This window comes from Nocardiopsis sp. N85 (genome assembly GCF_028882275.1).
Taxonomy (GTDB): domain Bacteria; phylum Actinomycetota; class Actinomycetes; order Streptosporangiales; family Streptosporangiaceae; genus Nocardiopsis; species Nocardiopsis lambiniae.
On sequence record NZ_JARBUT010000001.1, the window covers coordinates 750,023 to 776,141 of the forward strand.

Consider the following 26,119-nt stretch of genomic DNA (forward strand, 5'->3'; position numbering starts at 1 on the left):
GTGCAGAAGGGCTTTTCCGTGCCGGGGAGTTCCGTTCGCGAGGGTGCGGATGCCTTTGGGCACGGGGATTTCGGTGTCTTCCGAGGTGAGAGGGGGACTCGGTGTCCCCTGTCGTCATGTCGGTGGATAGCCTTTCCCGTGTCAATGGACCTTTCATGTACGCGGGTGATGGAATGAAGCGAGAATTTTCCGAGAAAAGCGCTCTCGGCGCGGTTTTCATCACCGTGTTCATTGACATGCTGGGTTTCGGGATGATAGTGCCGATCCTTCCCACGTACGCCCGTGAGTTCGACGCCTCCCCGGCCGTCATCGGCGCTCTGATCGCCGTCTACTCGCTCGCCCAACTGCTGCTCGCCCCCGCCGTGGGGCGGGCCTCGGACCGGTGGGGGCGGGCCCCGGTCATCGCGGTGACCGCGGCCGGGGCGGCGGTGGGCCACCTGACCATCGGCCTGGCCGGTTCGCTGGCCGCGCTGTTCGTCGGCCGGATCCTGTCCGGTGCCTGCGCGGCCAGCACCGCCGCCGCCCAAGGGGTGGTCGCCGACGTGCTGCCGCCCGAGCGCAGGGCCGGGGGGATGGCGGTCGTCGGCGTCGGCATCGGGTCGGGCATCGTGCTGGGTCCGGGCATCGCCTCCCTCCTGGTCGTCCTGGGCGACGACCGGCTGCCGTTCTTCGCCGCGGCGCTCCTGTGCCTGGTCAACATCGTGTGGGCGCTGGTCGCGCTCCCGCGCGGCGGCGTCGCCGCCTCGGGCACCACCCCCGGCGTCGCGCGCGTCACCGGAGGGCGGGGCGGCCTGCGGGCCCTGCCCGGACTGGTCCCGCTCCTGGCCGTCTCGGGTGCGGTGATGGTCGGTTTCTCGATGATCGACTCCCAGTTCCCCCTGTTCACGGCGGACCGGCTCGGGTTCGGTCCGGTGGAGAACGGCCTGCTGTTCATGTACGTCGGCTTTCTCATCGTGCTGGTGCAGCTCACCGCCACCCGGTGGTTGTCCCGGCGACTGGGGGAGATCACCCTGATGGCGATCGGCGCGACGGTCCTCGCCGGGGGCGCCGCGCTGGTCCCCCTGGCCGGTGAGTGGTGGCACGTGGCGCTGCCGGCGGCCCTGATCGCCGCGGGCAACGCCACCAACGCCCCCACCACGATGGCGGCGATCTCCCGGGTCACGCCCCAGGAGCGTCAGGGCGAGGCCTTCGGGGTCTCCCAGTCGGTGAACTCCGGGGCCCGGGTGGTCGGCCCGCTGCTCGGCGGGTGGCTGTTCCAGCAGTTCGCGCCCTCGGCGCCCTATGTCGCCGCGGCCGTGGTCCTGGGCCTGACGGCCGCCACCATCTGGGGATTGCGCGGGCGGTCCCGGTCGTGGTGGCACGCCGACGAGGGCGCCGCCCTGCGGTGACGCGGTCCCGGGCCGGGCGTCAGGCCTCCCGGGTGAGCTCGGGGGCGTTCCCTCCCGGGGCCGCCCTCCGGGCGGTCGGGGCGCCGGGCGCGGGAACCGCGCCGTCGCCACGATCCGGTGGTACCGCTCCGTCGGATCGACGGAGTGCGGGGGACCGGCGGGCGGCCAGTACGGCGGGTGTCATCGCGAGCAGGGCGGCCAGTGCCAGGGCGACACCGATCCATAGCGGTGCGCGCAGCCCGAAGGCCTCGATGCCCACTCCGCCCGCCCATGAGCCGACCACCACGCCCAGGGTGATGAACGAGGTGTGGACGGTGTTGACCATGGTCCCGGTCCCGCCCATCCGCTGCACGCGGGTGGCCATCGCCGGGTTGAGGGTGATGCCGACCAGTCCGATGCCGGCCATGGCGACCAGGACCGGGAGGGGCAGGTCGGCGAAGAGGGCGAAGCAGGTCAGGAACATCGTGTTGAGGGCCAGGCCCACCACGATGACGGAGATCGCGCGGGAGGCGGCCAGCCGACCGACCACCGTGGTGCCCACCACCGTCGCCGCCCCGTAGCCGAGCAGGAGGAGCGGAACGACCTCCCGGGAGAATCCGGTGACCTCGGTGAGGATCGGGGTGAAGTAGGAGAACGCGCTGAAGGTCGCGCCGATGATGAGCGTGGAGGTCGCCATGCGCGCCCACAGCCGTGGTTCTCGGAGTCCGGCGCCGTCGCCGCGTCCGGTGCCCGGTCCGGCCGGTTCCAGGCGAGGGAGGTACAACGCGGTGACCACGGCGACCAGCAGGGTGAGGACGCCGACGGCGGCGAAGGCGGCCCGCCAGCCGAACTGACCGCCCAGGAACGTCGACAGTGGCAGGCCCAGCAGGGTCCCGACCATCACCCCTTGCAGGGTCACGCCGATGGCGCGTCCGCGCATGTGGGGTGGGACCAGGCGGGACGCGGTGGACACGGCCACGCCGAAGAAGCCGCCGGAGGCGGCCCCGGTGATGATCCGGGCCGCCATCATGGTCGCGTAGGAGTCGGCCAGGGCGGCCAGGGTGTTGCCGGCGAAGAAGACGCCGAACAGCACCAGCAGGGCCCGGTCGGCGCGCAGCCGCACGACGGCCAGCGCCGAGACCGGGCCGCCCAGGCTCATGGCCACCGCGAACGCGGTGATGAGGTGGCCGATGCGGGTGACGGTGGTCTCCAGGTCCTCGGCCATCTGCGGCATGAGGCCGCCGACGAGGAACTCGCTGGTGACCATGGCGAACAGGCCGAGTGCCAGGAGGGGCACGGCAGGGGGCACGGGATCTCTCCTCGTTTTTATGAACTGTTCGTTTCAAAATGGGGGCGCGCGGAACGAGGTCGGGCCGGTGGCCTCAGGGGCGCAGTGACTCGACGGCGGTCGCGGCGACCGCCTCCAGGGCCGGGCGCTCGGCGCCGGACTGGGCGGCCACCCGGATCCCGGAGATGACCGAGGTGACGTACCAGGCCGACGCCTCGGGGTCGCGGTCGGGGCGCACCGATCCGTCGGCCTGACCGGCCATGACGGCGAGCCGGAGGCCGGTCAGCCGTCGGTCCAGGTCGGCGGCGAGCACCCGGGCGATCTCGGGATCACGCGAGGCGACGGAGGTGGTGGTGTTGACCACGAAGCAGCCGGATCCGGAGCCCGGCGCGCGGACCCGCGTCGCGTCGTCCACGATCTGTTCGAGCAGGGCGCGGATCCGCTCCAGGCCATCACGGTCGGCGTCGTCCAACAACGCCATCTGGCGGCCCGTCATCGTCGTGATGTAGTGCGCCAGGGCCCGGTGGAACAGGTGCTCCTTGGACCGGAACGTGTTGTACAGACTGCTGCGGTTCAACCCGGTGGCCTCGCACAGGTCGGCGGTGGAGGTGCCGTCGAACCCCTTGGCCCAGAACGCGTCGCGGGCGGCCTCGATCACCCGTTCCTCATCGAATCCCCGTGGTCTGCCCATGGGCGTCACGCTACCAGTTTGTGGACCGATCGGACCAAAACCGGGGCGCGGGTCGGGGCGGGCCGCGGAAGGGCCCGGCGGTGGGCGCTCAGGCGTTGGACCCCCCGTCCACGCCCAGGCGGGTCCCGGTGGTGAAACCGGCCCGGGGCGAGACCAGGTGGGCGACGGCCTCGGCGATCTCCTCCGGGGCGCCGAAGCGTCCCAGCGCCGATCCCCGCCTCTGGTCCTCGGCCCCGGGGCCGTCCTGGGGGTTCATCCGGGTGTCGGTGGAGCCGGGGGCGACCTCGTTGACGGTGATGCCGCGCGGCCCCAGTTCGCGGGCGAGCGCCTTGGTCAGTCCGGTGATCGCGGCCTTGGAGGCGGAGTAGGCGGCCAGTCCGGGGGAGGGCACCCGCTCGCCGAGGGAGGAGCCGATGTTGACGATCCGCCCTCCGTCGCCCAGGTGCCGGACGGCGGCGCGGGAGAGGAGCAGGGGGCCGAGCACGTTGACGTCGATCACCCGTGCCGCGGCCTCGGGGGTCAGTGATTCGATGGGGCCGGCCGTGATGACCCCGGCGTTGTTGACCAGGATGTCGAGGCCGCCCAAGAGGCCGGCGGCCTCCTCCACCAGCCGTTCGGCCTCCTCGGGACGGCCGGTGTCGGCCTGGAGGGTCACCGCCTTCCCGCCGGTGTGCTCACCGATCCGGGCCGCGGTGGCCTCGGCCGCTCGCCGGTCGGAGCCGTAGCCGATCGCCACCGCCGCCCCGTCCCGTGCCAGGCGCAGGGCGATGGCCGCGCCGATGCCCCGGCCGCCACCGGTGATCAGGGCCCGCTTGCCGTCGAGGATGCCGTTCATGTCGTGATCTCCCGATCCGTGATCGAAACGCAGGGGGGAACGAGGGGGCGACCAATTTTGGATCGCTCGTTCCAATACGGAGAACCTAGCACGCCCGGAGGGAGCCCGGGGGTGGCGTGGGTCACCCCCGGCGGTGGGTCGGCCCTCCCGGGGGTCGGCCCTCCCACTCCAGGGCGGGCACCACCATGTACGGGACCAGGGTGGCCGCACCGGCCCCGCACCGACCGTGACGTTGCAGGTCGATCAGGGCCGAGGCGATCAGGACGGCGTTGTGGCGCAACTCGGAGTCGGTCGTGCCCATCGGGATGACCCGGCGCACGTGATGGCAGCGCGCCCCGTCGACCTCGTGCACCATCCCCACGACATGGGTGCGCGCCAACCGCCGCATCGCCGCCACCGGGGGGATCCGGTACCGGTACCGGCAGCGCAGCCGGACCCCGTCGGGTCCGGTGGACTCCGCCTCGTAGGTGATGGACTCCCAGTCCTCGTCCACCTGTCGGACGGTGGTCCCCATGGCCCGCGCCCACGCGTCGATCCCGGCCCGGTCGTGGGCGGTGAGCACGTCCTCGCGCCCCTCGCGCGTCGGCCCCCGTGCCGCCTCGTCCCCGGGGGCGGGCGTCACCGCTCCGCCCCTCACCCGTGATCACCCCGTGCGCGGGCGACGGTGTGCGTCATCGTCGATGATCCTCGAAACGTCGGTGGGGTCCCGGACCCCCGATCCGGGACCCCACCGACGTTAACCCGTCAAGGCCCGGACGGGGGGCACGGAATGTGCCCCCCGTCAGGTAAAACTCAGGCCGGTAGGCCCACCCGGTCGGCCAGGGCGCCCGCCGCCGCACGGTGCTCGCGCGACCGCAGGCCCTCGATGATCATGGCGCGGGCGTGGCCGTTGTAGCGGACGGTCTCCGGGGCGGTGGCGTGCGCCTGTGCCAGCAACCGCAGCGCCTCGCCCTCACGGCCGTCCGACCGGTGGGCGCGGGCCTGCTCGATCCGGTGCCGGGCACGGCGCGGACGCGACGGGATGACGTGCGCCTCCGAGCGCATGGCCTGGCGCACCCCCTCGCCGCCGTTGCGCAGCTCCACGGCCACGGTGACCGCGTGCGCGCCCATGATCGCCTTCGAGAAGGAGGTCACCGGGTGATAGAACCCGGCGGGGAGCCGTTCGGCGACCCGTCGTGCCGTGTCCCACCGCTGCCAGGCCGTACCGCCCTCGCCCCGGCGGGCCGCGGTGTACCCGGCCTCGAACTGGAGGGCGCCCCACAGGGACAGCAGCTCGTCGGAGTCCCGCTCGGTGATCCGGGTGCCCAGGTGCGCCAACGCGCCCTCGGCCACCGCGTCGGCGGCGTCCCAGTCGCCCGCGTCGCGGTGCGCCTGGGTCATCAGCCAGGCGGCGATGCCCAGGGCGCGCGGGTCGTCGGACTCCCGGGCCGTCACCACCGCGCGTTCGCACACCCGCCACAGCAGACTCTGCGCCGGCTGGTAGGCGATGAAGAACTGCGCCAGCGAGTACACCTCCGACAGCGCCGCGCGGGCGGCGCGCCGGTCGGACTCCCCGTCGGCCCCGTGCACGGCCGCCTGGGCGTCCTCGATCAGGCCGGGCAGCAGGGCGCCCAGCACCTCGCGGTGGTCGGGCGCCGCGTGCCGGGCCCGCCATGCTCCCCGCAGGCGGGACCGCAGGTGGGGGAGGGTGGGCGGGGGTCGGTCGGTGAGCGGGATGAACACGTTGATCGCGGCCCGCACGGCGGGCAGCCGCCGGTGCCCGGGGCCGCTGAACGGTTCCACCGGGATCGACCGGGCCCCGGTCAGCGCGGCCAGGTCGCGTACCCGCAGCGCCTCGGCCAGTTTGAGCAGGAGCGGCAGCTTGGGGGTACCCAACCGACCGGTCTCCAGCGCCTTCACCCAGGAGGCGGACCGGCCCACCATCCCGCCCAGGACCTCGCGGGTCATGCCCCTGCGGGTGCGGTGCAGTCGGAGGCGGGTGCCGAAGGGTATCTCGGGGTCGACGGATTCCCCGACGTCGTCGAAGGTCACGTGTCGTCCTTCCCGGTGCGCCGCGCCCTCGGGGGCGGCGTCCCATGACATTCCCCCGTGGGGGAGGGCACCAGAGTAGGGGCGGCGGGCACGCTCCGGGAGGGTTTCGGCACGATCCGTCGCCGGCGCATCGTCCCGCCACCGCGCTCGCGCCCCCACGGGGGACGGTCGATCACCCCGGACCGGTCGGCGGAGGACGGCGGACACGGTTCGCGAGGTGGGGGCGCGAGCGCGGCGCGCACCGGCGGCGAGCGCCTCCCCGGGCACGGCGTCGGTCGTGTCCGGACACGGTGGCCCCGGCCGCACCGGTGCCCTCCGGTGAGGATCCGGTGACGGGCGTCGGTCGCGGTGAACGGGAGACCCTTGCCGGTCGTCCCACCGCTGTGAAGGCGGGTCGATCGGCGCGGACGGGAGGGGCACGGGTGCGGGGTCCGGCCCTCGCGCCACGGTGACGGGCCCCTGGCCACAGGCGGCCACGGGGCTTCGGGACCCCCGGTGTTCAAGGGGGAGAAGAGTAGAATGTCCGATTACCGTGTTGGCGGCCGGCGTACCCTGCGACCCTCGCGAAGAGCCGCGGAACCCCACACGGGCAAGGGTGCCGGTCGGTTCGACGACCCGCCGCCGGGCGGGTGGATCACCCTTGACCGAGGAGCCCGTGATGACCACGCAGACCACAGGGCAGGCACTGGACCGGGACGCGGTGGAGGAGTTCGCCGGTCGGCTGATCGGCTTCATGGACTCCGGCAGCGCCGCCCTGTTGTGCGGTCTGGGACACCGGCTGGGCCTGTTCGACACGATGGCGGGCCGAGGCGCGATGACCGGCCCGGAGGTGGCGCACGAGGCCGGTCTGAACGAGCGCTACGTGTGCGAGTGGCTGGCCGGCGCGACCATGGCCGGGGTGATCGAGTACGACCCGCCGTCCGGTACCTACCTGCTGCCCCCCGAGCACGCCGCCTGTCTGACCCGCGCGGCCGGGCCCGACAACCTCGCCCGGCTCCTGACGGTCCTGTCGATGCTGGCGCGGGTGGACGAGCAGGTGGAGGAGGCGTTCCGCAGGGGCGGTGGCGTGCCCTACAGCGCTTATGAGCGGTTCCAGGAGGTGATGGCCGAGGACAGCGGTGTACTGGTGGACGCCTCCCTCATCGACACGACACTGCCGTTGGTGGAGGGCCTGCCCGAACGGTTGGCCCTGGGCATCGACGTGGCCGATGTGGGCTGCGGGCGCGGCCGCGCCCTCAACGTGATGGGCCGGACCTATCCGCGCAGCCGGTTCGTCGGCTACGACTTCTCCCCGGAGGCCGTCGCGTTCGCCCGGGGGCAGGCCGACGCGATGGGGCTGTCCAACGTGCGGTTCGAGCTGCGCGACGTCTCCACGCTGGACATCGAGGACGGCTACGACCTCATCACGGCCTTCGACACCATCCACGACCAGGCGCACCCCGCCCGGGTGCTCGCCGGGATCCACCGGGCGCTGCGGCCCGACGGCGTGTTCCTCATGGCGGACATCAAGGCGTCGAGCGACCTGCACGAGAACGCGGAGCTGCCGTGGGCGACGTTCCTCTACACGGTCTCCCTCATGCACTGCATGACGGTGTCCCTGGCCCTGGGCGGCGATGGCCTGGGCACGGCGTGGGGCGAGCAGAAGGCGCGCGCCATGCTGGCCGAGGCGGGGTTCGGCCGGGTGCGGATCGAGGAGAACGACATCGACCCGTTCAACAACTACTACGTCTGTGCCCAGGGCTGAACCGGGCGGCCCTCGGTCTCGGCGGGCCGTGGAGTGCGGTAAGGTTCTACCTGTTGGCGACGTCGGAGACGACGGTCGTCCGGCGGACGGGACGTAGCGCAGCTTGGTAGCGCACTTGACTGGGGGTCAAGGGGTCGCAGGTTCAAATCCTGTCGTCCCGACAGAGGAAGGGCGTTCACCACGGTGAACGCCCTTTTCGCATGTCCGGTGCCCTTCACCCTCCGCTGGACAGGCCCGCCGCGGGCCGCGCGTGAGCGGTGGGCAGGGCGGCGAGGACGGCGCGGGTCCCCTCCAGGACGGTGTTGAGGGCGCGCTCGGCGGCCGCGGTGTCGTCGGCGGACAGGCGCTCCCAGATCGGGTCCGTGAGTTCGGCGATGCGTTCCCCGGTCCGGCCGAGGAACCCCCGGCCCGTGTCGGTGATCCTTCCATCGGAGATCAGGCCGCGTTCGGTCAGGTCGGCCAGCAGGGAATCGGGGTCGGGGAAGTGCGTCTGGTCGCGGATGTGCGCGGACAGGTCGCCGGGCCCCTCGAAGTGCTCGGCGATGCGGAGCGCGACCCACTGCGGCTCGGACAGTCCGCTGTCGGCGAGGACGGCGGTGAGGAGCGCGTTGAGGGTCTTCTCCGTGCGGCCGATGAGTCGGGTTCCGAACGGGATCATGGCGATCTCCTTCTTCCTGATTGTTGGTCCGACCAACATTACATGAGTGTTGGTATCGCCAACAAGCGGTATCGTGGGCGGCATGGTTCGGCGACTCGACGATCGGGCGACCTGGCTGGTGGGCCGGGCGCACCTGCGTTCCCACCGGCTCCTGCACGAGGCGTTCGCGGAGGCCGGTGCGCGCCCGTACCACTACCGCGTGCTCGCCGCCCTGGAGGAGTCCGGTCCGCTGAGCCAGGCCGACCTGGGGCGGCTCACCGATCTCGACCGCAGTGACGTCACGACCTCGCTCGACGCCCTCGGCCGGAGCGGCCTCACCGTGCGCGAGCCCGATCCGGCCCACCGTCGGCGCAACCGCGTCTCCATCACGGAGGCGGGCCGCGCGGAACTGCTCCGGCTCGACGCCGTGCTCTCCGGTGTCCAGGACCGGTTCCTGGGCCCGCTCTCGGAACCGGAGCGCGTCGTGTTCCTCGACCTGGCCGCCCGGCTGGCGGGTGACGGCGCGCCCGGCGGTCCGGGACGGAGCGGGTAGACCGCGCACGGACCGGGGGTGACCGATCGGGCTCCGGGGCCCGGGTTCCGAACCCCGTGGCACGCGACGGGACGCGGCGGAGCCGTGACACCGGTTGGGAGCACGATGTCGTGTTCGTGCACGTCACGCCGGTGAACGGGCCGCGGCGGCACGGGCGGTTCCCCCGGCGGTCGGGCGGGTAGGTGGTCCGGCATGCTGGAAAGTCTCTTCGGTGTCGCACTCGACCGGCTGTCGCTGATCCTGTTCTCCGCGGTCGGCATCTTCGCCACCGTCATCACCTACACGCGTATCGCGGGGCTGCGCAGCTTCTCCAAGATGTCGAGCTTCGACTTCGCCATGACGGTCGCCGTCGGATCGCTCGTGGCGACGGTCGCGGTGGCGCAGGTGACGCTCGTGGAGGGCATGACGGCACTGGCGGTGCTCTACCTTCTCCAGGTCGTCATCGCCCTGCTGCGCCGCTTCTCGCCGTTCCAGCGGGTGGTCGACAACGCCCCGCTGCTGCTCATGTCCGAGGGCACGATGCTCCAGGACAACATGAGGAGGTCACGGATCACCGAGGACGACCTGCGGTCGAAACTGCGCAGCGCCGATGTCGGGAGCATGGACTCGGTGCGCGCGGTCGTACTGGAGACGACCGGGGACATCAGCGTGCTCCAGGGGCGGGAGGTGGATCCGTGGCTGCTGGAGGGCGTACGGAAGGGCCGGGGACGGTGACCGTCCGGAATTCCGGACGGTCGGCAGGGGCGGTTTTTCGGAAATCCCTTTTCGTGGTGCGCGCATCTCTTTTTCGGGCGTCGCCGTGTTCGAAAAAGGAGGGTCCCGCCGATGTCGACGGGACCCTTTTCATGCGTATCGGGTCAGACTCGGCGCAGCCACAGGTAGACGGTGGCCCCGCCGTCGCAGAGGTAGTCGGAGTACCGGGCGTTCTGCACCTGCTTGCGGCCCTCCGCGTGGCAGGCGGAGTAGGTCCAGTACCAGGAGTAGTACTCCCAGCAGGGGCTGACGTTGCCGTTGTGCTCGCACTGCGGCTGCGGTTCGACCGCGGCCGCGGGGGAGGCGAGGCCGAGGGTGACGACGGCCGTCATGGCGGCTACGGTGAGCGTCTTGGCGAACTTCACTGGACACCTCTTCTGTGTTCCCGTTGAAGGGCGCCCGGAATGGGTCATCGTGGGGGCGATGGCGCGCGGTCGCGCTTTTCCGGATCGTGAGGATCATAGAATCCGTTGGGTCAAAGCAGGGGAAAAGCAAAGGCAAAGCGATGGTCAAGTGAATTCACCTATGAGAATTATGTGATTTCGTGCCGTTGTGTTCCCGCCGGAGACCGACCGCGGCTGAGGAGGGCCTCGCCCCTCAGGGTGCGGGTGCGCAGGACCCTGTTCCCCCGACGCGCGTGCACCGGGTGGGACCGGCGCGGCACCGCCGGGTGGTGGGAGGCCGTCGACACCGCCCTCGCGCACGCGCCCCACCTCGGAGGCGGTCCGGGGCCCGTCCGGGCAGGCCGGCACCCGGGCCCGGCCCGCGCCGGGACACCCCGGCCGTCGGCCCCGGTGTACGGCACGGGTTCGCCGACACCGCCCCCGCCCCCGGACGGCCGCGCATCATGTGCGGCACGCCTCCGACACCCCCGTCCAGGAGCGCGAGGACCACTCCTGAACAGCGGGGAAGAAACCCGGGCGCGCGTTGTTGCCCTTGGACGGTGGACGACGCGAAGGGGGACACCATGACGGCTACCGCGCCGGCGGCACCGGAGGAGACCGACGTGGTCGTGGTGGGCGCGGGCCAGGCCGGGCTCTCGGTGGCCTGGCACCTGCGCCGCCTGGGCCTGGTCCCCGGAACCGACGCGGTCGTGCTCGACCGGGGTCCCGCCCCCGGCGGGGCCTGGCAGTTCCGCTGGGAGGCGCTGCGCCTGGACGACGCCCACAAGGTCGACGACCTGCCGGGCATGCGGGAACTCGGTCTGAGCTTCGCCACCGCCGACGGCACCCGACCCGCCCGGGACGTCGTCCGCGAGTACTACGACCGCTACGAGCGCGCCTTCGACCTGCGGGTGCGCCGCCCGACCACGGTGTCCCGGGTGCGGGAGGCCGGGGACGGCCGACTCCTGGTGGAGACCGACCGGGGCGCGCTCCTCACCCGGGCGCTGGTCAACGCGAGCGGCACCTGGGCGCGGCCGTTCCGGCCCTCCTTCCCGGGGGTCGCGGACTTCCGGGGCGTGCAGGTGTCCACGCCGCGTTACCGGGCGGCGGAGGACTTCTCGGGGCTGCGGGTGCTGGTCGTGGGCGGGGGCACCTCCGCCGTCGGATTCCTCCACGAACTGGAGGGGGTCGCCGCCGAGACGATCTGGGTCACCCGTCGCCCGGTCCGCTTCGTCGACGATCCCGGAGCCGGGATCGCCGCGGTGGACCGGGCCGATGAGGCCGCCCGCGCCGGACGGCCGCTGCCCAGTATCTCCAGCGGTACGGGACTGCCCGCCACCGAGCGGAACCTGGCCGCCGTCGAACGCGGCCTGCTGGTGGCCCGCCCCCCGTTCACCGCGATCGAACCCCACGGGGTGCGCTGGGCCGACGGCTCCTTCGCGCCCGTGGACGCCATCATCTGGGCCACGGGCTTCCGCCCCGAGCTCACCCACCTGGCCCCGTTGGGGTTGCGTGAACCCGAGGGCGGGCTCAAGGTCGAGCGGGGCCGTTCGGTGCGCGACCCGCGCGTGTTCCTCGCCGGGTACGGACCCCAGGCCAGCACGATCGGCGCCAACCGGGCGGGACGGACCGTCGCCCGGCAGGTCGTGGACCACCTGAGCGCCCCGGTCGCCGCTTGAGGCCTCGGTGGTGGGGTGTCCGCGCGCCCGGATCGCTACTTGAGGCCTCGGTCGTGGGCTGCCCGTGCGCCCGGGGCGCCGTCCGAGGCCCCGACCACGGGGCACGTGCACGCTCGGGGCGCCGGCTGAGGCCCTGGTCGTGGAACATCCGCGCGCGCCCCGACCGCCGCCCGCGGACCTCTGCCCGGCTCCCCGCCGGCTACATCGCCGTCAGGATCGCCGCCAACGGCTCCGGAACCCGGTCCGGGTCCAGCGCTCGGGCCATCGCACGGGCGTACCGTTCCTTCTCGTTGCTCATGAACCCGTGCAGCTGCCGGTCGGCCGGTCGGCTCCGGTGCGCCGGCTGCCGACGGTAGGTCCACAAGGACCGTTCCCGGCCCTGTCCGGCGATCACCCGTTCCACCCCGGCGACGCCCAGGGCCCGGATCAGCTCGTCCTCCAGATCGGCCACGCACACGTGGAAGTCCCGCCCCAGCCCCGCCTGCGCGAAGGCCCGGTCGAAGTGCCGTTCCTCCCCCGCGTCGCACAGTCCCACCAGGCGCGCCCCCGCGCCCCGTGGACCCAGCCGGCTCACGAAGCGGCTGATGTTGGTGGCGCCGCCCATCGGCACGATCACGGCGCCCCGGGCCGCCGGGTCCACACCGAGCCGCTCCGCCAGGGTGACCAGGGCCGCGCGATCGCTCTCGCCCTCGACGAGGATCGCGACGTCGAACCCGTTCAGCCCTTCCACGCGCGCCACCCTACGGCCTCGCGCCCGCCCTGGGGGAGTTCTTTTCCGGCACGTGGCATGTCCGGTCATGTGACGTCACGCTTGGACAACGGCCGAAGCGATCCCCGATCGACGCCGATGCCGCATCGCGCACCATGGACGTGTGAGGTGGCGAGCGGCCCGGGGAGGCGCGACGGTGAGCAGGCAGGGCTTCGGCGGGTTATTGAAGGACGACCAATGGGACGCCCTCGTACGGTCCGGATCCGTGCGGGTGCACCGCGCCTCGGAGCCGATCATGGGCCAGGGGGAGCGGGACGACACCGTTCACGTCCTCCAGGGCGGGGACGTCAAGATCTCCGTGCTGCTGCGCGACGGCACCGAGGCGCTGATGGCGATGCGCGGCCCCGGCGAGGTGCTGGGGGAGATGTCGGTGCTGTCGGGGCTGCCGCGCACCGCGACGGTACGGGCCGCCCGCGGGTCCTGCACCACGTACGTGATCGCCGGGGACCGGTTCCGGACCCTGGTGCGCAACATGGTCCTCGAACGTCTCCTGTGGGAGCACATCGTGCGCCGGCAGCAGGAGAGCGAGTCGCTGCGCACCGAGATGGCCAAGCTCACCTCGCGCGAGCGGCTGGCCGAGACCATGCTCCGGCTCGCGGGCCCTTCCGGAGGTGCGGGGCGGGGACCCATCGAGCTGCACCTGACCCAGCGCGAACTCGGTGAGGCCGTCGGCCGATCCCTCTCATGGGTCCAGGGGGAACTCCGTCGGCTGCGCGAGGACGGGGTCGTCTCCACCGACCGGGGAAGCCTGGTGATCCACGGCGCGGAACGACTGCGCCGGGCCCTGTCGGACGGCGACGGGGGTGTATCGACCGAATCAGGGACACATCCGGGAAGAACGTCCCTCCGGATGCACAGTTCTGGGTAAAGGGACGGTCATCCCCGGGTGACAGTGGTGGCCATGCGGTCCGAGAGGGCCGTGTGCGTCCCTCATTCGTCACTCAGGAGTCAACAGACCATGGCGGAGACGTCTCGTCGTGCCCGTCGCACGAGCCTCGCAATGCCGCCGCAGCGCGCCGTGCTGGCACTCGACGCCGAAGGATTCTCCCGTACCCCCTCACGCCACCAGGGGATCCTCAACACCACCGTGCGGGACGTGCTGGCGGAGGCGTTCGACCGCGCCGGCCTGGCCGACCTCTGGCGGGACTGCTCGTTCCCCCAGCACACCGGCGACGGGTACGTCGTCGGTGTCCCCTCGGAGTACCTGCCACTGCTCGTCCACCCGCTGATGGACGAACTCGACGGTGTCCTGACCGACACCCAGCCGCACCTGGCGTTCGAGGACCGTGCCCTCTGGTTGCGGATGCGCGCCGCGATCGGTCTGGGGCCGCTGCCCGACAGCGGCGGCGTCCGGCCCGGTGACGGTGTCGGCAGCGCGATGACCGAGACCCACCGGCTGCTCGACGCCGCCCCGCTGAAGGCCGCCCTGGCCGACAGCGACCCGGAGATCACCCTGCTGGTCGTCGGGTTGACCGCGCGGGCCCACGAGGACGCGGTCCTGGGCGGGTACACCGCCCTGTCCCCGCGTGCCTTCCGTGACATCGAGGTGTCCCACCCGGCCAAGGGCTACCGGGCCACGGGGCACCTGTACGTGCCGCGCCCCTCCGTCCGCCCCCGCGCCGCCGCGTCCGGGAACGCCGCGCACGAGGGCGATGCGACCGGGGCCGCCGAGGTCGCCCGTCCCGCCGTACGCCGCCCGGACCCGGGGACGGTCGTCTTCGAGGCGGTGCGGGATGTCTGACGCGCCCACCCGGGTCCTCCCCGTCCCGGGGGAGGACCCCGACGGCCCGGACCGGCCGGAGTTCGCCTACGACCCGCCCACCGGCACCTCTCCCGAGGTGACCCGGCTGATGTGCCTGGCCGCCTACCTCGACGCGGCGTTCCGCCGGGTCGTCCTGAACCGGCTGGTGGACGACCCGCGTCGGGTCGTCGCCCCCTCCTACGGGTTCGACCTGGTGCCGGTGATCGCCCACTGCCTGCGCGCCCGCGACATCGACGAGGAGTTCTCCCGGAAGCTGACGTTCGCCCGGGGCGTGTGCCTCTTCACGCTGACGATCATCTCGGTCCTTCTGGTCGTCGGGTGGTTCGACATCGTCGTCCGAGGGAGGGAGTCCGCCCTGCCCCTCGTCGTGATGGTGGTCGTGCTCCTCGCGCTCTGCGTTCGGGTCGGTGTCCACTTCCTGCCCGGCGATACGGGCCGGACCGCGGTGGAGCGGGCCCGAGAGGCCGACCTCCTCTTCCTGCCCTGGCTGGCGTGGCGCGACCACCGCGAGCGGATCAAGCGCATCCTGGCCCGGGAGCTGAGCGAGGAGACCTTCACGGGTGGCCCTCCCGTCCAACCGTCCACGAAACACGGATCACTGCTGCGCTGGGTCGCCCGAGAACAGCACTCCGCGCTGATCCCGTACCGGCTCGACTCCCCCTTCCGCGGAGCGGGTCTGGAACTGAACATGTGGTCCCTGGCCTTGGAGTTGCGCAGGCGCGGGGCCGACACCCGGGAGGAGACGGGGCGTCCGCTCGACGAACGCGCCATCGTCGACCTGATCCGGCCTCAACTGGAGTCCCTGACCCTGTCGGCCGCCGGGGGCGGTCGCGATCGGCTCGGGGCGCTGGAGATCTCCGAGTGCGTGTTCCTGCCGGGCACCCTGCCGCACGGAGCCCTCCGGAGCGGGCTCCCGGTGGGGGCCCCCGACGACGCCCGGGTGGCCGACCACCTCCGTGCCGCCGTCGCCGAGGGCGGCGAACAACGCCGACACTTCCTGCGCATTCGGGTCGGCGGCTGGGACGAACAGGTGGTCGTCACCGTCTTCGTGCGGGTCCACACCCAGGGCGGCGTACTCCTGTTGGAGATCGTCCCCTATCTGTTGGCGCCCTTGAACGACGACTTCCATGTCGTGTCCGCCGTGGTGGAGGCGCTCACCTCCGGTGTGGACGTGGACGACGTCATCGACGGACTGATGTCCCGCAACGCCGGGATCCGGAAGGTCCTCGACGTCCTGTCGCGGACCTCGAAGCCGGGCGGGTCCGGCCGCAATTCCGACGACGAGGACCGGCGGATCCGGGGACCGGTGTTCTCGGTGCGCCAGTACGCGGCGGGCGGAGGTCTCTCCCACTTCCAGCGGATGGACGTGATCCGTTACGTCAAGACCATCGAACTGCGCATCGCCGAGGGCGTGAACCAAGCGCTCGAACAGGCCGGATACGAGACCGAGGAGTTCCGGCGGCGGGCCGTCCATCTGGGCAACGGGGCCGTCTTCGTCGGCGGTTCGATGACCGGCGGCGCCATCTCCACCGGGTCCGGCTCCCACGCGGAGGACAACTCCACCGACGGTTCCGCTTCACAGAGTGAGAGGGGAAGCACATGACGCGACACCACGACGATCCCGAACAGGAGGAGACCGCCCCGGCCGGGGGCGGGCTCTACGTCGGAGGGTCCATCACCGGTGGCGCGGTGGTGACCGGCGCCCGGGGCCGGGCCGAGGACCGTTCCCGCACCGAGGGGGCCGTGGCCCCGCTCCCCCCGGTCACCGCCCGACCGGTCAGCGCGCCACCGGGACAGGCGGTGATCGCCGGGCACATCACCGGCGGTGCCCTGGTCACCGGTGAGGACGGGGTGGCGGTGAACGCCTCCGTCCGCGTCGACGCGGTGACCGTCCAGGTCCTGGACGATCTGGCCGGGGTGCGCGCCGCCCTCGGCCGTCGGCCCCGGACCTTCGAGGTCGAAGCGGTCGACGACGCGCTGGCGCGCGCCGAAGAGGAGATCACGGACACCGGCGAGGTCGGTCCCGGACTCCTGCGGCGCCTCCTGGCCCTGGTGCGCGGTGGCAGCGCCGTGGTCGGCGAGATGGCGCGCACCACCCGAGCGGTGGAGGACCTGCACTCCTCCCTGTGCGTGATCGAGGGACGCCATGGCGGCTGAACCGGACCCGCTCGTACGGACATGGACGGCCGGACCCGGTCGGAACAAGGAAGAGGGGACACGATGACGACGACACCGCGCTGGGACGACGAGCGCCAGCGCTGGGAACGATCGGCCGAGACACCGTTGCCCGAACCCGAGGAGGCCGGGGCCCCCTGGTTGCCCGCCGCGGGCCTGGCGGTGGTCGCTCTCGTGGGAGCCTCCCCGGCGCTGGCCGGCGCACAAGAGGAGCCGGGAGCCTACCTGGCGGAGTCCACCGGAACGTATGGCGACGGCCCCCTGCTGGAGACCACACCCCACGACGACCCGTCGGCGACCACGACCGACCCCCTGCCCCGGACCGACGGCGGTCTCCCCGACGGCTCCTCGTCCTCCGGTGACCACGGTGGCGGTGGGGGCGGCACGACCGGAGGCGGTTCCGGTGGGGACGGCTCCGCGCGCGACCCCGAACCCGGCGGCTCCGGGGGCGACGCCCCCGAGGACACCGCGTCGGACGAGCCGGTCCCCTCCGACGAACCGTCCCCCGAACCCTCGCCCTCCCCCGACGCTCCGCCCTCCCTGGACCCGGACGTGTGGGAGATGGCGGAGGACGGGGACGGGGAGCGGGTCTTCACCCTCATCGAGGACGACGCCTTCGAGGCGGTCCTCACCTGGGACGAGGGCGACGAGACCGACCTGGAGCGCGTCCTGGAGGACCGGGTCCGGGTGCCCGCCCGCGACGAGGAGGGGTACGAGGAGATCTCCGCCCTCGCGGAGGGCGAATGGGAGCAGGGCGAGCCCGCGTTCGAGTACCTCTACGGCACCGGATCCGGCCGGCACGCCCTGGCCACGGCCCTGGTCGATGGCGACCGGGTGGTGACCCTGACCCTTCGCGGCCCCGCCGAGGAGGGGCGACAGGCCCTCGAAGAGCACCTGGTGGAGGTGCTCGGTCCGCTCGGCGTGCGGGAAGGGGAGTGACCCTCGCCGAGGACGCCCCCGGGAGGGAGTGACCCGGGGGTCGGGCGGGCGCGTGTCCGAGGACGGAGGGAGCGCGCCCGCCCCTGAAGCCGGACCCGAACGGATACGATGCGGCACTGAGCGCACCGTCACGTCCGGAAGGGGAACGGGATGCGGGGCAACAAGGTGCCCACCGAGGAGATCAAGCGGGATCCGGCGGCCTTCGCCGACCGGGTCACCGCCGACGGGAGGTTCGGCCGGTCGGCCGAGGCCGGGCGCTACCGGCTGGTGATCAACCGGGCCTGCCCCTGGGCGCACCGGACCGTCATCGTGCGCCGCCTCATGGGGCTGGAGGGGGCGATCTCGCTCGCCGTCACCGATCCCCGCCAGGAGATCATCGAGGGCGACCCGCACTGGGTGTTCACCGAGGAGACGGGGAGCCCCGGCGGCCTCGACCCGGTGCTGGGCATCCACGCCCTGCGGGAGGCCTACCTGGCCCGCGATCCCGGCTACGACGGCGGGGTGAGCGTGCCCGGCCTGGTCGACGTCACCACCGGCCACCTGGCCACCAACGACTACGACCGGCTCTGCCTGGACCTGGCCACCGAGTGGGGCCCGCTGACCCGGAAGGACGCCCCCGACCTGTACCCGGAGGCGCTCCGGGAGGAGATCGAGGAGGTCGGCGCGGAGGTCTACCGCGACCTCAACAACGGTGTCTACCGCGCCGGGTTCGCCCCCGACCAGGCACGCTACGACCGGGCCGTCGCCGGGGTGTTCGCCCGGCTGGACGACCTGGAGGCGCGCCTGTCCACCCGCCGCTACCTGGTGGGGGAGTCCCTGACCCTGGCGGACATCCGGCTGTTCACGACCCTGGTGCGGTTCGACCCCGTCTACCACGGCCACTTCAAGTGCAACATCGCCAAGCTCACCGAGTACCCGGCGCTGTGGGCCTACGCCCGCGACCTGTTCCAGACCCCCGGGTTCGGCGACACCACCCACTTCGACCACATCCGGGTCCACTACTACTGGGTCCACACCGCCATCAACCCGACGCGGATCGTCGCCGCCGGACCCGACCCGCAGGGGTGGCTCGCCCCCCACGGGCGTGAGGGAATCGGCGGGTCGCCCTTCGGGAAGGGCGCCGCGCCCGGACCGGTCCCCGCCGACGAACGCGTCCCCGGGATCTCCTAGAGGAGTCTTTCCACAAGCCTGCGCGCACGAAGAGAGGGCGTCCATGATCCGGTGCGACCCGGGACGTGGACGCCCTCGTGACCGGCCGCACTCCACGCCGACTCGGAAAGACTCGTCCAGCGGGAGCACGAAGGCGCACACGGCCGGTTCTGTGGTGGTCGTCGAGCCCGAGCGATCATGTGATCCGGACAGCGAACGTTCCTGCCGCCGGGGTGGTTCGCGGCCCTGTACCGGGAATCCTCACGTCACCCCTCACGAGCGGTCTCAGCGGCCCCGCGTGCCGTCCTTGCAAGCCGACGGTCTGCCGGGCGACCTGCGGCGGCCTCAAGGAGAACGATCGGGATCGTGAGCGCGGCCAGACCCGCGCCGATCCAGACCGCGGTCGTGATGGGCATTCCCGCCCCGAGCGCGATTCCGGCGAGGGCCGGGACGATGCCGATGCCGAGCTGGAACGCGGAGACCGTCGTTGCCCCTGCGAGCGTGGGGGCATCGGCTGCCAGGGTGAACACGCGGCCGTAGATAGCGGGGTTGAGCACGAAACCGAAGACGCCCAGGGCCAGCACGAGCGGGATCACCACGGTGGGATGGCCGGGGAAGGTCCCGATCAGCACCGAGGCGACGACGATGCCTGACGCACCGGTCAGCAGGGCCGGATGCGGGTGTCGGTCGGCGATACGACCGCCGAGAGCGAGACCGAGGTAGGCGCCGACACCGAAGATGACCAGCACCGCGGCGATCCACGCGTCGGCGATGCCGGTGACGGTCCGGAGGATCTCGGATAGGTAGTTGAAGGTCACCATGTAGGCGGCGGTGCTCAGCAACGTGGCGAGGAGAACCAGCCACAGCCTCGGCCGCCGGAGCGCGGCGAGTTCGCGGCGCACGCTCGGCTCGACGGCAGGGGGGCTCGAAGGCATGGTGACCCCGACAGCGACGGCGCCGACGAGCGTGAGGGCGACGACGAGCCAGAACCCGCTCTGCCAACCGGTCTGGTAGCCGATGAAGGTTCCGGCGGGGCCGCCGAGGATCATGGACAGGCTCAGTCCGCTGACCACGACGCCGGACGCCCTCGCCGCCCGGTCGGGGGAGACGAGTCCGACCGCGGTCACAGCGGCGACCGCGAAGAAGCCCGCGTAGGCCAGGCCCGCGATGAATCTGGTGATCAGCAGCGCGGGGTAGGTGCCGACGAGCACCCCGACCGCGATGGAAGCGGCGAAGACGAGCTGGGTGACGACCAGGGCGGTCCGGCGCGGCCACCGCAGGCTGATCACCGCGAACGGCGGCCCGCCGATGACGACGCCGATCGCGAAGGCCGTGATCAGGCCGCCCACGGCGGCCAGGCTCACGCCGATGTCCTCGGCCACGACCGGGAGAACCCCGGCGAGCAGGAACTCGGCGCTGCCCATCGCGAACAGGCTGAAGGACAGCAGGTACACCCCGGTGGGTAGGCGGCGCCTCGCGGGCGCGGCGGCCGTCACCGTCCGTCCTCGGCGCTCGCGACGGCCTGGGCCGCGGCAAGGTCTCGCTCCAGCAGCCATGCGGAGATCGCGATGCCCGCCGCCGATGCCTCCCCGGCTGCGGTGATCACCTGCGCGCGCGGGTTGCTGACGTTGCCTGCCGCCCATACTCCCGGCACGCTCGTCGCCCCGCCGGGCTCCGTGTGCACCCACCCGGTCCGCGGATCGAACCGGCAGCCCAGCGCGTGCAGGACGTCGTCGTTCGCCCGAGGGGCCGGCGCGATGAACACCGCTTCACAAGCCACGGCGCTCCCGTCGGCCAACGCCACGCCGGTCAACCGGCCGTCGTCGGTCACGAGACGCTCGATCGCGCCGTCGATGATCCTCACCCCGAAGGCCGTCAGCCGTGAGCGGTCCCCGGAGGAGAGTTCCATCTCCCCGGGGCACAGGGTCACCCGGTCCGTGTAGCGGCGCAGCAACGCTGCCTGGTGCACCGTCATGTGCGGCACTCCGCCGCCGAGCACGGCGAGTTCCCGGCCGCGTACCTCCCAGCCGTGGCAGTGCGGGCAGTGGTGCACCGCGGTGCCCCAGAGCTCGTGCACCCCTGGCGTGTGCGGCACCTGATCCGTCAGCCCGCTGGCGACCAGTACGGCACGGGACGAGATCTCCTGCCCGTCGCCGGTGTGGATGACGAAGTGGTCGTCGGTGCGCTCGGCCGCCACGACGCGGGTCTCGATCAGCGTTGCCCCATAGTGGGAGAGCTCAGAGCGTCCGATCATCAGGAACTCGGACGGGCTCACGCCATCCCGTGAGACGAAGCCGTGCATGTGCGCTGCCGACGCGTTCCTCGGCCTGCCCTCATCCAGGACCACGACCTCCGACTGCGCCCGCGCCAGCACGATCCCCGCCGTCAGACCGGCGGCTCCGGCCCCGACGATGACGACATCACACGTACGATTCATGTCTGTTACCTCCGCCGTCGACCCTGCGCCAGCGGTCACCTTTCAGCAAATTCCGTTGCCGAAACAGGAACGATCTGCTGCGATGGGGGCATGCCCACGCATCCCGCCTTCGACGCGACCCTCGGCCAGATCGGAGGTCGGCTGCGCCGCCTCCGGGAGAAGAAGAACCTCTCCCTCGCCGATCTGACCCGCGCGACGGGCATCTCCAAGAGCACCCTGTCGCGGCTGGAATCGGGGCAGCGAAAGCCAAGCCTGGAACTGCTGCTGCCGATCACGGCCGCGCTCGCCGTGCCTCTCGACGACATCGTGGCCGCGCCCCGCATCGTGGACCCGCGTATGCCGCAGGAGGCCCACCGGTCCGGCGGACGGGTCATCGTGCCGCTGTCCCGGACCCAGGGGGAGCCGAAGGCGTACAAGCTGACGATCCCCACGGCCGAATCGGACCCGCTCACCCGCACGCACCCCGGTTATGAATGGCTCTACGTGCTCAGCGGACGGCTACGCCTCGTCCTCGGCGACCACGACGTCACCCTCGGACCGGGCGAAGTCGCCGAGTTCGACACCCGGCACCCCCACTGGTTCGGCTCCACCGGCGAGGGCACGGTCGAGGTCCTCAGCATCTTCGGTGGCCAGGGCGAACGAGTCCACATCAGGGCCAAGCCCACCCGCTGGACGAGTCCTTCCGAATGTGTTCAGCGGTCATAGGCGGTCGGTGAACGGCCGACCGCCCGGCCGGTCCGGAAGTGGCGCCAGATCGCGGCGGACGACGAGAGCGCCCGCTGAGCGACCCGGACGCCGACGCCCTCGACCGTGCGGTCACGAGGGCGTCCATGTCCCGGGGCACACCGGATCACGGACGCCTTCCCTTCGTGCGCGCAGGCTTCTGGAAAGGCCCGTCCAGGAGCGCCCCGTCCCGGGATCCGGGCCGGGTCAAGTCGACAGCGTCGCGACGTGGGCGCGCAGGACGCGGACCGTCTCGGTGACGGCGGGGCGGCGGGAGGTGCCCTCGCGCCACAGCACCGCGATGCCGCGCACCGGCGTCGGATCCACGGGCCGCACCGCGACGTCGTCGGGGAGCGTCCCCCGGCCCAGTCGGGGGACCACGGCGATGCCCAGACCGGCGGCCACCAGCGCCACCTGGGTCTGGTACTCCGCCACGTAGTGGGCGATGTCGGGTTCGGCGCCGATGGCGCGCATCGTGCGGGTCAGCCAGTCGTGGCACACCGTGCCCGGGGGTTGGCAGATCCACCGCTCCCCGGCCAGGTCGGCGCGGGTCAGTGTCGTGCGGGCGGTCAGCGGATGGTCCGGCGGCAGCAGGACGTCGCACCGGTCCTCGCCGACGCGCTCCCTCACCACCCCCTCGGGGACGCTCATGGGGGCGATGTCCCAGTCGTGGACCACCGCCAGGTCCACGGTGCCCTGGGCGACCATGTGCGGGGTGGCGTGCGGGTCCTCCTCGAACAGCCGCACGTCCAGGGCCGGGTGGGTGGCGGCCAGCTCGGCCAGCACCCCGGGCAGCAGACCCCGTGCGGCGGTGGCGAACGAGGCGACGGTCAACCGGCCGTGGGGCCGCCCGCGCCGCTCCTCCAGGCACACCTCCGCCTCCTCCACCAGGGCCAGCACCCGCCCCGCGGTGCCCACGAGCATGGCGGCGGCGTCGGTGAGCACGACACCGCGCCCGCGCCGTTCCAGCAGCGGTGTGCCGGTCTCACGTTCGAGTTTGCCGACCTGCTGGGAGATCGCCGAGGGGGTGTAGCCCAGGGCCTTGGCGGCGGACGCGACGGAACCGTGGACGTGTACGGCGTGCAGGGCGCGCAGGCGGGACAGGTCGAGCACGGGGGCGCTCCTTCCGGGAGGACCCCACCATTATGAAGCAGACGTGAATCCAACGGTGTAGGAATCTTCGCTGGTGCTTAATCCGTGCGGCCGCCATCATCGAATCCATGCGTCCCCTCCACCTGTTCCTGGCCGTGCTCGTCGCGGCGATCTGGGGTGTCAACTTCGTCGTCATCGACGTCGGCCTCGACCACTTCCCTCCCCTGCTGTTCACCGCCCTGCGCTTCCTCGTCGCGGCCGTCCCGGCGGTCTTCCTCGTCAAACGGCCCGAGGTCGCCCTGGGGTGGATCGTGCTGGTGGGGGCGACCCTGGGGGTGGCCAAGTTCGGCCTGGTCTTCACCGGCATGCACCTGGGCATGCCCGCCGGGCTCACCTCGCTGGTGCTCCAGGTGCAGGCGGTGTTCACGGCGGTCTTCGCGGTGGTGTTCCTGCGCGAACGACTGCGGCCGGTCCGCTATCTGGGCATGGCGGTGGCCCTGGTCGGGATCGGCGTCGCAGCCTGGGCCCAGGGCGCCTCGGGCCCGCTCACGGCGTTCTCGATGATCATCGCGGCGGCCGCGTTCTGGGGCCTGGCCAACGTCTTCACCCGTAAGGCCGCCCCGCCCGACGCCCTGGCGTGGACGGTGTGGGTGAGCCTGGTGCCGCCGCTGCCGCTGTTCGCGATGTCCCTGCTGGTGGAGGGCCCCCGGGCGGGCCTGGTCGCGATGCGCGACCTGGACCCGACCGGGGTGGCCGCGCTCCTCTTCGTCGCCTGGGTGGCGACCGTGTTCGGGTTCGGCGTGTGGGGCTTCCTGCTGCGCGAGCACGACGCCTCGGCGGTCGCCCCGTTCACCCTGCTCGTCCCGGTGTTCGGGATGCTCTCCGCGTACGTGTTCCTGGGCGAGGAACTCACCCCGCTCAACCTGACCGCCGCCGTGCTGCTGGTGGGCGGTGTCGCCCTCACCGCGCTGGGCGGCGGCCGTTCCCGGGTCACCCGACCGGACCCGGGGGAGCGGGGCGGCGACGGGCGAACTCCGGAGCGTGCTCCGACCGCAACCCCAGACCGATGAGACGGGCGGGTACGGCCGACAGGAACGGCAGGTGCTCCATGAGCGCCACCAGCGTCGCGGGCGGTCCCACCCTGCGGCCCTGGAGCATCGGCTCCGCCATGACCTTCTCCATGGTCCGCTGTAGGCGCTGGACGACGGCGGTCGGCAGCAGCCTGCGGGCGCGCACCCGGGCCAGGTCCCGGTCCCCGACGGCGCCCGCGCGGAGCGGCTCGGCGAGCAGGGTCGCCGCCGCCACCGCGTCCTGCACGGCCAGGTTGATGCCGACCCCGCCCATCGGTGACATCGCGTGCGCGGCGTCGCCGATGCACAGCACCCCCGCGCCGTGCCAGCGGCGCAGCCGGTCGAGCCGGATGTCCAGGTGTTTGACGTCGTCCATGGACTCCAGGGCGTTCACCCCGTCGCCCAGTTCCGGGACCAGTTCGGCGATGTCGGCGCGGAACGCCTCGACGCCCCGGGCGCGCAGCTCGGCGTCGCTCCCCTTGCGGCCGATGTAGGCGATCTGGAGGTAGTCCTCGCGCGGGATGACGACGAGGAACCGGCCCCGCCCGCCCCGTGGGGTGAGCGCCATCTCCAGCCCCGTGGCGGCGGTCAGCCGGAACCACCAGGCGTCGATCCCGACCGGGAACTCCCGGGGGACCAGTTCCGCCTCGCGGCGGACCAGTGACCAGCGGCCGTCGCACCCCACGGTGAGGGCGGCGCGGATCTCGCCCTCGCCGTCGGGTCCCCGGTGGCGGACCCCCGTCACCCGGCCGTTCTCGCGCAGCAGGCCGGTGACCTCGGTGCCCATCCGCAGGGTGAACGACGGTTCCTCCCGGCCCGCTTCGGCGAGCAGGGTGAGCAGGTCCCATTGGGGGACCATGGCGATGTGCCGGTAGGGGCGGGGCAGGCGCCGGAAGTCCGCCATGGTCACGACCCGCTTCCCGCCGATGGGGAAGGCGACGTGGTCCAGGAGGGTCTGGGGCAGGGCGGCGAACCGTTCGCCCAGGCCGAGTTCGTCGAGCAGCCGGATGGTGGAGGGGTGCACGGTGTCGCCCCGGAAGTCGCGCAGGAAGTCGTCGTGCTTCTCCAGCACGGTCACCGCCACACCCGCGCGGGCGAGCAGCAGGCCGAGCACCATTCCGGCGGGGCCGCCGCCGGCGATCAGGCAGGTCGTGCGTTCGGACATGGGGGTCCTCCCGTTCCCGGGACGGTCGGGGCCGTCCCCGTTCAGTGCGGCGGGTCGGTCGCCACGGCCCGGAGGAAGGCGTCGCGGAGCACGGCGCAGGTCTCCTCCACGTCGGGGAAGTCGATGCCCGGCACCCCGGTCAGGGCCGGGCGCAGGGCGAAGTGGACGAACACGGGCGCGATCAGCTGCTGGACGAGCAGGGGCAGGGGCAGGTCGCGGAGGCGTCCGGCCGCGACCTCCCGGGACAGCCAGCCGCCCAGGGCCGCCAGGACCCGGGGGAAGAAGCGGGTGACCAGCATGTCCCGGGTGGGGCCGGTGGGTCTGGCGAACACGTCCGCCAGGATCGCGGGCATCACCCGGGGTTCGCGGCCGAACGCCCGGGCCAGTCGCAGGTGGACGCCGTGGACGGTGGCGGCCAGGTCGTCACCGGTGTCGGCGAGGAACTCCTCCAGTTCGGGCAGCGGGCTGTGCCGTTCGAAGACCGCGGCCAGCAGGCCGTCGCGCGAACCGAAGACGGCGTACAGGCTGTGCACCGAGCAGTCGGCGGCGAGCGCCACCGCCTCCAGCGTGGTGGCGGCCAGGCCCAGGTCGCCCAGGAGGCGGGCTCCGGCCCCGATGGCCCGTTCCCGTACGGGTGGTCGCCCTCCGGGGTCCACCCCGGCCGCGCGCACCGCCTCGTCCAGCGCGCCGCGCGTACCCCCGAGGCGGCGCAGGAGGGTGCTGCGGGAGACCCCCGCCTCCCGCGCGATCTCGACCAGGGGCACGTCGGCCACATCCCTTCCCGTCCGCTCCGCCGCGCGGATCGCCGCGCCCACCAGATCGTCCGGCACCCGTACATGATCGATATTTGACATCATGAACAAGGTAACCCGTAACC

26 protein-coding genes, 1 tRNA gene and 1 pseudogene are annotated in these 26,119 nt (G+C 72.5%); 14 read left to right on the forward strand and 14 right to left on the reverse strand.

Annotated elements, in window-relative coordinates:
* Window positions 1–173 precede the first annotated feature (173 nt).
* Window positions 174–1,388 (forward strand): MFS transporter, encoded by a 1,215-nt coding sequence (locus PWG71_RS03180; RefSeq protein ID WP_274807925.1) that lies wholly within the window; start codon window positions 174–176, stop codon window positions 1,386–1,388.
* 19 nt (window positions 1,389–1,407) lie between these two features.
* Here PWG71_RS03180 and PWG71_RS03185 read toward each other — a convergent pair whose 3' ends face one another.
* The 5 genes from PWG71_RS03185 to PWG71_RS03205 form a co-directional block, all read right to left on the reverse strand.
* Window positions 1,408–2,676 (reverse strand): MFS transporter, encoded by a 1,269-nt coding sequence (locus PWG71_RS03185; protein ID WP_274807926.1) that lies wholly within the window; start codon window positions 2,674–2,676, stop codon window positions 1,408–1,410.
* A 73-nt stretch (window positions 2,677–2,749) separates the two neighbouring features.
* A complete protein-coding gene (locus tag PWG71_RS03190) occupies window positions 2,750–3,346 on the reverse strand; it encodes a TetR/AcrR family transcriptional regulator (RefSeq protein WP_274807927.1) in 597 nt (198 codons plus the stop codon).
* 88 nt (window positions 3,347–3,434) lie between these two features.
* On the reverse strand, window positions 3,435–4,181 hold the full coding sequence (locus tag PWG71_RS03195) for an SDR family NAD(P)-dependent oxidoreductase (protein WP_274807928.1): 747 nt from the start codon (window positions 4,179–4,181) through the stop codon (window positions 3,435–3,437).
* 121 nt (window positions 4,182–4,302) lie between these two features.
* On the reverse strand, window positions 4,303–4,803 hold the full coding sequence (locus PWG71_RS03200) for a hypothetical protein (RefSeq protein ID WP_274807929.1): 501 nt from the start codon (window positions 4,801–4,803) through the stop codon (window positions 4,303–4,305).
* A 170-nt stretch (window positions 4,804–4,973) separates the two neighbouring features.
* The gene (locus PWG71_RS03205; protein WP_274807930.1) at window positions 4,974–6,212 is read right to left on the reverse strand and encodes a helix-turn-helix domain-containing protein; all 1,239 of its coding nucleotides are present in this window, start codon (window positions 6,210–6,212) and stop codon (window positions 4,974–4,976) included.
* A 658-nt stretch (window positions 6,213–6,870) separates the two neighbouring features.
* Between PWG71_RS03205 and PWG71_RS03210 the strand changes: the two genes are divergently transcribed.
* Together PWG71_RS03210 and PWG71_RS03215 are read left to right on the forward strand one after the other, a co-directional pair.
* Window positions 6,871–7,956, forward strand: a complete 1,086-nt coding sequence (locus PWG71_RS03210) for a class I SAM-dependent methyltransferase (protein ID WP_274807931.1) — start codon at window positions 6,871–6,873, stop codon at window positions 7,954–7,956.
* Between the two features lie 87 nt (window positions 7,957–8,043).
* A tRNA-Pro gene (locus PWG71_RS03215) sits at window positions 8,044–8,117 on the forward strand.
* A 53-nt stretch (window positions 8,118–8,170) separates the two neighbouring features.
* Here the strand turns inward: PWG71_RS03215 and PWG71_RS03220 are convergent.
* On the reverse strand, window positions 8,171–8,614 hold the full coding sequence (locus PWG71_RS03220; protein ID WP_274807932.1) for a hypothetical protein: 444 nt from the start codon (window positions 8,612–8,614) through the stop codon (window positions 8,171–8,173).
* Window positions 8,615–8,696: 82 nt separating this feature from the next.
* On the opposite strand from PWG71_RS03220, the gene PWG71_RS03225 reads away from it, so the two are divergent.
* Window positions 8,697–9,146, forward strand: a complete 450-nt coding sequence (locus PWG71_RS03225; RefSeq protein ID WP_274807933.1) for a MarR family winged helix-turn-helix transcriptional regulator — start codon at window positions 8,697–8,699, stop codon at window positions 9,144–9,146.
* A 192-nt stretch (window positions 9,147–9,338) separates the two neighbouring features.
* Window positions 9,339–9,860, forward strand: a complete 522-nt coding sequence (locus PWG71_RS03230) for a DUF421 domain-containing protein (protein ID WP_274807934.1) — start codon at window positions 9,339–9,341, stop codon at window positions 9,858–9,860.
* Between the two features lie 143 nt (window positions 9,861–10,003).
* Here PWG71_RS03230 and PWG71_RS03235 read toward each other — a convergent pair whose 3' ends face one another.
* The gene (locus PWG71_RS03235; protein WP_274807935.1) at window positions 10,004–10,264 is read right to left on the reverse strand and encodes a hypothetical protein; all 261 of its coding nucleotides are present in this window, start codon (window positions 10,262–10,264) and stop codon (window positions 10,004–10,006) included.
* A 602-nt stretch (window positions 10,265–10,866) separates the two neighbouring features.
* Here PWG71_RS03235 and PWG71_RS03240 point away from each other — a divergent pair.
* Entirely contained in the window at window positions 10,867–11,961 is a 1,095-nt protein-coding gene (locus PWG71_RS03240; RefSeq protein ID WP_274807936.1) for an FAD-dependent oxidoreductase, read from the forward strand.
* 199 nt (window positions 11,962–12,160) lie between these two features.
* Here the strand turns inward: PWG71_RS03240 and PWG71_RS03245 are convergent, their stop codons facing one another.
* Entirely contained in the window at window positions 12,161–12,691 is a 531-nt protein-coding gene (locus tag PWG71_RS03245) for a TOPRIM nucleotidyl transferase/hydrolase domain-containing protein (protein ID WP_274807937.1), read from the reverse strand.
* 175 nt (window positions 12,692–12,866) lie between these two features.
* Between PWG71_RS03245 and PWG71_RS03250 the strand changes: the two genes are divergently transcribed.
* The 6 genes from PWG71_RS03250 (at window position 12,867) to PWG71_RS03275 (ending at window position 18,776) form a co-directional block, all read left to right on the forward strand.
* Window positions 12,867–13,598, forward strand: coding sequence for a Crp/Fnr family transcriptional regulator (locus PWG71_RS03250; protein ID WP_274807938.1), 732 nt, complete (start codon window positions 12,867–12,869; stop codon window positions 13,596–13,598).
* Window positions 13,599–13,730: 132 nt separating this feature from the next.
* Entirely contained in the window at window positions 13,731–14,471 is a 741-nt protein-coding gene (locus PWG71_RS03255) for a hypothetical protein (protein WP_274807939.1), read from the forward strand.
* A complete protein-coding gene (locus PWG71_RS03260; RefSeq protein ID WP_274807940.1) occupies window positions 14,464–16,095 on the forward strand; it encodes a hypothetical protein in 1,632 nt (543 codons plus the stop codon). Before PWG71_RS03255 ends, PWG71_RS03260 begins: the two co-directional genes overlap by 8 nt.
* Window positions 16,092–16,649, forward strand: a complete 558-nt coding sequence (locus tag PWG71_RS03265; protein ID WP_274807941.1) for a hypothetical protein — start codon at window positions 16,092–16,094, stop codon at window positions 16,647–16,649. The genes PWG71_RS03260 and PWG71_RS03265 overlap by 4 nt, the downstream gene beginning before the upstream one ends.
* Window positions 16,650–16,712: 63 nt before the next feature.
* Window positions 16,713–17,606, forward strand: a complete 894-nt coding sequence (locus tag PWG71_RS03270; protein ID WP_274807942.1) for a hypothetical protein — start codon at window positions 16,713–16,715, stop codon at window positions 17,604–17,606.
* Window positions 17,607–17,756: 150 nt separating this feature from the next.
* On the forward strand, window positions 17,757–18,776 hold the full coding sequence (locus PWG71_RS03275) for a glutathione S-transferase family protein (RefSeq protein ID WP_274807943.1): 1,020 nt from the start codon (window positions 17,757–17,759) through the stop codon (window positions 18,774–18,776).
* A gap of 245 nt (window positions 18,777–19,021) precedes the next feature.
* Here PWG71_RS03275 and PWG71_RS03280 read toward each other — a convergent pair whose 3' ends face one another.
* Entirely contained in the window at window positions 19,022–20,251 is a 1,230-nt protein-coding gene (locus PWG71_RS03280) for an MFS transporter (RefSeq protein ID WP_274807944.1), read from the reverse strand.
* Window positions 20,248–21,192, reverse strand: coding sequence for an NAD(P)/FAD-dependent oxidoreductase (locus PWG71_RS03285; RefSeq protein ID WP_274807945.1), 945 nt, complete (start codon window positions 21,190–21,192; stop codon window positions 20,248–20,250). The genes PWG71_RS03280 and PWG71_RS03285 overlap by 4 nt, the downstream gene beginning before the upstream one ends.
* Before the next feature lie 90 nt (window positions 21,193–21,282).
* Between PWG71_RS03285 and PWG71_RS03290 the strand changes: the two genes are divergently transcribed.
* Window positions 21,283–21,897, forward strand: coding sequence for a helix-turn-helix domain-containing protein (locus tag PWG71_RS03290; RefSeq protein ID WP_274807946.1), 615 nt, complete (start codon window positions 21,283–21,285; stop codon window positions 21,895–21,897).
* On the opposite strand, the pseudogene PWG71_RS28740 reads toward PWG71_RS03290, so the two are convergent.
* Together PWG71_RS28740 and PWG71_RS03295 are read right to left on the reverse strand one after the other, a co-directional pair.
* Window positions 21,885–22,007, reverse strand: a pseudogene (locus tag PWG71_RS28740) (IS982 family transposase); the annotation flags it as partial. The gene PWG71_RS03290 and the pseudogene PWG71_RS28740 overlap by 13 nt on opposite strands.
* A 115-nt stretch (window positions 22,008–22,122) precedes the next feature.
* Window positions 22,123–23,028, reverse strand: coding sequence for a LysR family transcriptional regulator (locus tag PWG71_RS03295; protein ID WP_274807947.1), 906 nt, complete (start codon window positions 23,026–23,028; stop codon window positions 22,123–22,125).
* Window positions 23,029–23,135: 107 nt separating this feature from the next.
* Here PWG71_RS03295 and PWG71_RS03300 point away from each other — a divergent pair, with 107 nt between their 5' ends.
* Window positions 23,136–24,077 (forward strand): EamA family transporter, encoded by a 942-nt coding sequence (locus tag PWG71_RS03300; RefSeq protein ID WP_274807948.1) that lies wholly within the window; start codon window positions 23,136–23,138, stop codon window positions 24,075–24,077.
* Here PWG71_RS03300 and PWG71_RS03305 read toward each other — a convergent pair.
* Window positions 23,998–25,242, reverse strand: a complete 1,245-nt coding sequence (locus PWG71_RS03305; protein WP_274807949.1) for an FAD-dependent oxidoreductase — start codon at window positions 25,240–25,242, stop codon at window positions 23,998–24,000. The genes PWG71_RS03300 and PWG71_RS03305 overlap by 80 nt on opposite strands.
* Before the next feature lie 41 nt (window positions 25,243–25,283).
* On the reverse strand, window positions 25,284–26,099 hold the full coding sequence (locus PWG71_RS03310) for a TetR/AcrR family transcriptional regulator (protein ID WP_446724965.1): 816 nt from the start codon (window positions 26,097–26,099) through the stop codon (window positions 25,284–25,286).
* Window positions 26,100–26,119: the final 20 nt, after the last annotated feature.

Bases quoted from the DNA above. Each gene is read 5' to 3' on its own strand.
- PWG71_RS03265 (WP_274807941.1), top strand. From the start codon at position 16,092: ATGACGCGACACCACGACGATCCCGAACAGGAGGAGACCGCCCCGGCC.
- PWG71_RS03310 (WP_446724965.1), bottom strand. From the start codon at position 26,099: ATGATGTCAAATATCGATCATGTACGGGTGCCGGACGATCTGGTGGGC.
- PWG71_RS03225 (WP_274807933.1), top strand. From the start codon at position 8,697: ATGGTTCGGCGACTCGACGATCGGGCGACCTGGCTGGTGGGCCGGGCG.
- PWG71_RS03240 (WP_274807936.1), top strand. From the start codon at position 10,867: ATGACGGCTACCGCGCCGGCGGCACCGGAGGAGACCGACGTGGTCGTG.
- PWG71_RS03210 (WP_274807931.1), top strand. From the start codon at position 6,871: ATGACCACGCAGACCACAGGGCAGGCACTGGACCGGGACGCGGTGGAG.
- PWG71_RS03255 (WP_274807939.1), top strand. From the start codon at position 13,731: ATGCCGCCGCAGCGCGCCGTGCTGGCACTCGACGCCGAAGGATTCTCC.
- PWG71_RS03260 (WP_274807940.1), top strand. From the start codon at position 14,464: ATGTCTGACGCGCCCACCCGGGTCCTCCCCGTCCCGGGGGAGGACCCC.
- PWG71_RS03290 (WP_274807946.1), top strand. From the start codon at position 21,283: ATGCCCACGCATCCCGCCTTCGACGCGACCCTCGGCCAGATCGGAGGT.
- PWG71_RS03180 (WP_274807925.1), top strand. From the start codon at position 174: ATGAAGCGAGAATTTTCCGAGAAAAGCGCTCTCGGCGCGGTTTTCATC.
- PWG71_RS03285 (WP_274807945.1), bottom strand. From the start codon at position 21,192: ATGAATCGTACGTGTGATGTCGTCATCGTCGGGGCCGGAGCCGCCGGT.
- PWG71_RS03300 (WP_274807948.1), top strand. From the start codon at position 23,136: ATGCGTCCCCTCCACCTGTTCCTGGCCGTGCTCGTCGCGGCGATCTGG.
- PWG71_RS03305 (WP_274807949.1), bottom strand. From the start codon at position 25,242: ATGTCCGAACGCACGACCTGCCTGATCGCCGGCGGCGGCCCCGCCGGA.
- PWG71_RS03220 (WP_274807932.1), bottom strand. From the start codon at position 8,614: ATGATCCCGTTCGGAACCCGACTCATCGGCCGCACGGAGAAGACCCTC.
- PWG71_RS03190 (WP_274807927.1), bottom strand. From the start codon at position 3,346: ATGGGCAGACCACGGGGATTCGATGAGGAACGGGTGATCGAGGCCGCC.
- PWG71_RS03275 (WP_274807943.1), top strand. From the start codon at position 17,757: ATGCGGGGCAACAAGGTGCCCACCGAGGAGATCAAGCGGGATCCGGCG.
- PWG71_RS03195 (WP_274807928.1), bottom strand. From the start codon at position 4,181: ATGAACGGCATCCTCGACGGCAAGCGGGCCCTGATCACCGGTGGCGGC.
- PWG71_RS03270 (WP_274807942.1), top strand. From the start codon at position 16,713: ATGACGACGACACCGCGCTGGGACGACGAGCGCCAGCGCTGGGAACGA.
- PWG71_RS03230 (WP_274807934.1), top strand. From the start codon at position 9,339: ATGCTGGAAAGTCTCTTCGGTGTCGCACTCGACCGGCTGTCGCTGATC.